At 63.9% G+C, this 6,490-nt stretch carries 2 protein-coding genes; both read right to left on the reverse strand.

Translation table 11 applies throughout. The features are described from left to right. Positions 1-13: 13 nt before the first annotated feature. Complete coding sequence (locus tag M0808_RS16190; protein WP_247841861.1) at positions 14-3,055, reverse strand: autotransporter serine protease; 3,042 nt, start codon at positions 3,053-3,055, stop codon at positions 14-16. 269 nt (positions 3,056-3,324) lie between these two features. Then, on the reverse strand, positions 3,325-6,276 hold the full coding sequence (locus M0808_RS16195) for an autotransporter serine protease (RefSeq protein ID WP_247841856.1): 2,952 nt from the start codon (positions 6,274-6,276) through the stop codon (positions 3,325-3,327). Positions 6,277-6,490: the final 214 nt, after the last annotated feature.

The raw sequence follows: 6,490 nt of genomic DNA on the forward strand, positions 1-6,490 counted from the left end.
TGCCGGCACGCTTTTAGAACTGCCAGTCGAGGGTCAGACCCACACCGTGGTCTTTCTCGTTGTTACCGATCAGTCCGTTGTAGTCCAGGTTGACCCGGACATCGCGATTGAGCGCCAGCCCGGCGCGTACGCCGACCACCGCCGCGTCACGATCCATCGACACACTCTGCACAGTGAAGGCGCTGTTGCCATTGGCGAAGGCCAGGTGGCTGTCAGCATCGACACTGCTCAGGTTGTGCTGCCAGCCGAGGGTCGCGCCCAGTTCCAGCTGATGTTTGTCCGACAGCGCGAAGCTGCGCTTGGCACGCACACCAAGGGTCGACAGCACCACGTCGCGGTTGTCTTCGCCGCTCTTGAGCGCCGCAGCATCACCCTTCTCGGTGAAGCTGTCGGTGTTCAAGTGCACGTACGACAGGTTGGCGAACGGCTCCAGATTCATCGGTTGCAGACGCAGATCGTAAGCCGCTTCGGTGAACACCTGAGTGGTCGCCGCATCGTGCTTGGTTTTCTCTTTGCCATTGACGCCCGCGAACTGCAGATCACGCTTCACGTCCACGCGATGCCAGCTGTAAGCCGCACCGGCGGTCAGACGCAGCGCATCGATCTGATGCCCCAGGTACGCACCCAGGTGGTAGCTGTCGACCGAGGCCGACGAATGCGTGTCGCTGCCCATGTTCAACGAGCTGTCGCTATAACCGGTAACGAAACCCAGACGGGTATCTTCAGCGATCAAACCGTCGACACCGGCCAGCAGGCCGCCGATGGAGCTGTTGGAGTCGGCGTTTTCGTGGCCGCCATCGCTCTTGCCCCACGAACCCAGCACCTTGACCCAGGCGTTGCTGCGGTCGTCGGTCGGTGCGTTGGCATTGAACAGATCGCGCTCACGCAGACGCTCGCCCACCGCTTCACGCAGGTAGCGACTGTCGTTGATCAGCATCGTCCCAATGGCGGGATGAATCTCGCCGGAGAGTTGCTGGAATGCCTGTTGCGCCGACGCCGCGTTCGGCGACAGCAACAGGGTTTCGAACAGCGCATTGCCCGCGCCCAGACCCTCGGCAGCCGCGCCAACCGCACGCTGGTTTGGCGTCAGACCAACACTGGCGAACGACGCGCCGTTGCGCCCGACGTCCAGTTGCACGCCGTTTGCCGAGTACGCCAGGGTGCCGCCGAGGAACGCGTAGTTCGGCAGCACTTGCCCGAACTGGCCTTGGATGCCACCGGCCGCTTGCAGGATGTTGAACTGCGAACCCAGCAGGCTCTTCACTTCAGTCGTCGTCAGCAAGGTCGGGCTGTTTTCCAGCGACAGACTGACCGTGGCGCCATCGATCACGGCTTTGCCACCGGCAACGATCTTGTCGCTGCTGGTCGGCGAGACTTCCACCGCGTAAGTCGAACCGCGCTCGAAGGTCACGTCGCCGGCGACGTTCAGCGTACCGATCGAGTTGCCCGGGGCGACGGTACCGCCGCTTTTCGCGGTCAGTGCACCGATGCGGCCGTTACCGCCGAGGATGCCGCTGTCGTTGACCGTGACCGCCGAAGCCAGCGACCCATTGATCGCCAGACGCCCCTGATTGACCAGAGTCGGGCCGCTGTAGGTGTTGTTGCCGGTCAGCACCAGCGTGCCGATGCCCTGCTTGGTCAGGCCGCCGTGACCGGAAATGTCGTTGCGCCAGGTGTCGAGGCCGCAAGTGATGTCGGTGCACACGCGCTCGGTCGGTTTGCCCTTGTCGATGATCGCGCCGATGCCCGGCAAGTCCGCGACAAACTGCCCGGAACCGTAGGCCCCCTGAATGCGGAACTCTTCCGGGATGTCCTGCTCGGTGACGAACATCGCCGGGCCGTCGATGCCTTTGCGCAGGTTGATCATGCCCCAGCCGTACAAGGCGTCGATGCCCGGTGCGCCGAGGTCGGTGGCGGTGGTACGCAGCACCGTGGCGACCTGATCGCCCGTCATGTACGGGAAGCGCTCCATCAACACCGCCATCGAGCCCGCCACATGCGGTGCGGCCATCGAGGTGCCGTTGTAGTTCTTGTAGCCGGTGGTCAGGTTGTCGGCGTTGGTGCCGCTGATGATCGAGCTGTAGATCTGCGTGCCCGGCGCCGAGACGCAGAAGCTCGCGGTGTAGCCGCAGCGCGAGGAAAACGTACTCATGATGTACGGATTGGCGCTGGCCAGATCAGGGTTCTTCTGCAACGCGGCGACGGTGATCCAGTTCGGCGCGATGTCCGGCACGAAGTAGCCGAGGCCGGCGATGGCGTCCGGGTTGTTCAGGTTGTAATCGTTACCGGCGGCGAAGATCGTCACGATGCCGCTGCGGGCGGCGGCGATGGCGCCGTCGTAGGCGCCGCCGGGCTTGGTGCCGAGCAGCGTGCGGATTTCGTTGAACTGCAATTGCGCGTCGTTGACGGTGAAGTGCGGATACGCCGGGTCGCGGCCGCCGAGGTCGAAACGGTCAGTGATGCCGATGCCCCAGCTGTTGTTGATGATCCGCGCGCCACTGGCGATCAGCGCATCCCAACCGGCCTTGTACACCGCGCCGTCGTTGCCACGGACGATGCCGTCTTCCGGGCCCGGGTCACCGTTATCCGCGCTGATGATCTGCGCACCGAACGCCACGCCGTGCATCGGCCCGCCGTCACGGCTGCCGGCAGCGATGCCACCGACGTGGGTGCCGTGGGCACCGAGCTTGCCGTCGGAACCGACCGAAGGCGAACCGTCATAGCGGAACGCATCGCCGGCTTTGACCGGGATGTAAGGGTCGGTGTATTCGCGGATCCCGCTGGTGACCAGGGTGATGACTTTATTGGCACCGGAGAACTCCGGGTGCGCGGCGTACACCGGCTGGTCGAAGATCCCCAGTTTCACACCTTTGCCGGTGTAACCGGCGGCGTAGGCGTGATCCGCGCCAATGGCGCCCAGGCCCCATTCCGCCTGGAACTCGGCGCTGCGCCAACTGGCGGGATCACCGCTGCGGCCGCTTTCCACGTAAGGCGCCGCGTGCGCGGTGCCCCAGGTGGTCAGTGCGCAGAGCATGGCGCAATTGAGGGTTTTCATGGCGAAGCGACCGCCCGTTTGCGCGGGGGTATTGTTGTTATTCATCCAGCGACCTTCCTTAGTGTTGTTGCGAAAAATCCGTGTACCAGGCCCACACCCGGGCATGGGAAATAACGCTTGTGGTGAGGGGATTTATCCCCGATGGGGCGCGAAGCGACCCCGAGCAGCTTCCAGTAACCGAGTTGTCCGGGTGAGCGACTGCTGCGCAGTCGATCGGGGATAAATCCCCTCGCCACAAGTGTGTGTTCACCTGACCTGCGGGGTTTGTTTCAGAACTGCCAATTCAGGCTCAACCCAACCCCATGGCTCTTCTCGCGGTTAGCCAGTTGTCCGTTGTAATCGAGGTTGACCCGCACGTCCTTGCTCAACGCCAGGCTGGCTTGTACGCCGACCAGCGCCGCGTCACGCACCAGCGCCGAACTCTCGACCGCGTACGGTGTGCTACCGCTGGCAAAGCGCAGATGCTGTTCGGCGTCGATGTCGCTCAGGCTGTGCTGCCAGCCGAGATGCCCGCTCAGGTCCAGCGCCTGCCCGGCCGACAGATTGAAGCGCTTGACCGCCCGTACACCGAGGGTGCTGAGCACTGCGTCGCGCTGATCGCCAGCGCTTTTCAGCGCCGCCGCGTCGCCCTTCTCGGTGAAGCCGTCAGTGTCCAGATGCACGTAGGCCAGATTGGCAAACGGCTCCAGCGCCAACGGTTGCAGGTTCAGCCGATAGGCCGCTTCGCCGAAAACCTGCGTGGTGGCCGCATCGACCTTGGCTTTCTGTTTGGCGCTGACGTCGCCGTATTGCAGATCGCGCTTCACATCGGCGCGATGCCAGCTGTAGGCCGCGCCGGTGCTCAGGCGCCAGGCGCCGATGTCATGACCGGCGTAAGCGCCGAGGTGATAGCTGTCGACCTTGGCCGACGAGTGCGTGTCCGAGCCCATGTTCAGCGAGCTGTCGCTGTAACCGGTGACCAGACCGATGCGCGTCTGCTCGTCCAGCGCGCCGTCAACACCGGCGAGTAGACCACCGATTGAGGTGCTGTAGCGCGAAGTGTCGTTACCGGAGTTGGTCGAACCCCAGGCGCCGAGGGCCTTGATCCAGCCATTGCTTTGCGTGGCGTTGGCATCGTGCAGACGCTCACCGACCGCGTCGCGCAACTGGCGGCTGTCATTGATCAGCATCGAGCCGAGCGCCGGGTAGATTTCGCCGCTCAATTGCTGGAAGGCTTGCTGCGCCGAGGCGGCAGACGCCGACAGCAGCAGGCTTTCGTACACCGAATTGCCGGCGCCGAGGCCTTCGACGGCGGCCGCCACCGCACGCTGATTCGGGGTCTGCCCGACGCTGGCGAACGAGGTGGCGTTGCGCTGAATGTCGAGCTGAATGGCGTTGGCCGTGTAGTCGAGGTTGCCGCCGATGAACAGGTAATCCGGCAGCACCGCGCCGAACTGGCCCTGAATACCACCGGCCGCTTGCAGAATGTCGTACGAATGCCCAAGCAGGCTGCGCGCTTGCGTGGTGCTGAGCAGGGTCGGACTGTTTTCCAGCGACAGGCTGACCGTGGCACCGCTGATGCTCGCGCTGCCGCCAGCGACGATGCGGTCGCTGCTGGTCGGCGATAGCTCGACCGCGTAGGTCGAGCCTGGGGCGAAGGTCACGTCACCGGCCACGCTTAAGGTGCCGATGGAGTTGCCCGGCGCTACGCGGCCGCCGCTGTTGGCGAGCAACGAGGCGATCCGCCCGGAACCGCCGAGGGTGCCGCTGTCGTTGACGGTCACCGCCGAGGCCAGCGAGCCGTTGACGCTCAACAAGCCGCCATTGACCGTAGTCGGGCCACGGAAAGTGTTGTCGCCGGTCAGCAGCAAGCGCCCTGCCCCGGACTTGATCAGGCTGCCCTGATAGACCCGCGTCGCTGCTGCGGCATCGCGCGCCATGCCGACGGCGTAGTCGGTCTGATCCTGCTGACTGGCACCGGCTGGAATACCGTTCTGCCAGCCCTTGTCCTGCAGAGTCTGCTGCCAGGCGCTGTGTTCGGCGAGGTCTTCGCGCTGGCGCTGAATCAGTGCCTTGTCGGAGATGTCATTGCTCCATACATCGCTTTGCCCAGCCGTCAGATTGGCATCGAATGCACCGAGCAATTGCCCCGGCCCGCGCATCGCCCGATTGAGGTTGGCCACGCCCCAGCCGACCCGCTCGGTCGGCGCATCGGTAATCGAGCCGTCGAGTTGCGTGGCGGTGGTCAGCAGCACTTCCAGCGCCTGCTGATTATTCATGTACGGGTAGCGTTCCATCACCAGCGCCAGTGCCCCGGTAGCGTGCGGCGCGGCCATCGAGGTGCCGGACTTGATTGCGTAATCGCCACCCGGAATGGTGCTGTCGATCTTCGCCCCCGGCGTGGTGATGCACCAGTATTTGGCGATGCCGCACTGGTTGTACTTTTGCTGATTGCTTTGGTCCAGCCCGGAAACTGCCAGCCAGTGGCCTTCGAGATCCGGCTGAAAGTACGGCAGCGCCGAGCGCACGCTGGCGTTCGGGTAGCCGCTGTTGCCGGCACTGAACACGTTGATCACGCCACGGCGCGAGACGTCCGCTGCCGCGTCGAGCCAGGTGCCCTGATTCCAGTGTTGAGCATAAGCGGCATGCAGATCGGCCAGGGTGCGATAGCTGACATCCGGCGGCTGACTGCCCCAACTGTTGTTGATTGCGCGCATGCCGGCAGCGGCCAGGGCGTCATACGCGGCTTTGAAATAGCGCGGATCGGGTTTCGGGCCGAAGAGGAAGCTGTCGTTGTTGTTGGTGTTGCCGACGTAGATTTGCGCGTTGTACGCCACCCCGTGCATGCCGGTGCCGTCCCGGCTCGCGCCCATGGTGCCGACCACGTGGGTGCCGTGGGAATCGTTGTTGGAATTGAGGGTGCCGTTGACGTTGAACAGCGAGCCGTCGACGTAACTGCCGGAGGCCAGCACCGGGTGATAGCGGTCGCTGGCGAACTCGGGGTGGCCGGCATCGAAGCCGGAGTCGAGAGCGCCGATCTTCACGCCTTTACCGGTGATGCCGGCGGCGTAGGCTTGATCTGCCTGCATCCGCGCAAGGCCCCAGTCACGCTGGAATTCGGCGCTGCGCCAACTGGCCGGATCGCCGGGCTTGCCGGTTTCAAGGTACTGCGCGTTGGCTTGCGCAATGGAAACTGCGAGCAACAGAGTGCCGACCGCTGCCGGCTTGATGCGTACTTCCATGTTCACCACTCACTTTTATTGTTTTATGCAGGTTCTTCTGCGGTGTAAAACCCTCACCCCAGCCCTCTCCCAGAGGGAGAGGGAGCCTATCCGGGTGTCTTGAGCCATGCATCGACCTGAGAAACCGAGTCGATTATGGATTCAGCACCGCTCGCTCATATCGGTGCCCATCTGGAACATCCCCCATTCAGTCCCCTGTCCCTCTGGGAGAGAG

This window comes from Pseudomonas sp. MWU12-3103b (genome assembly GCF_023100615.1).
Lineage (GTDB): Bacteria > Pseudomonadota > Gammaproteobacteria > Pseudomonadales > Pseudomonadaceae > Aquipseudomonas > Aquipseudomonas putida_A.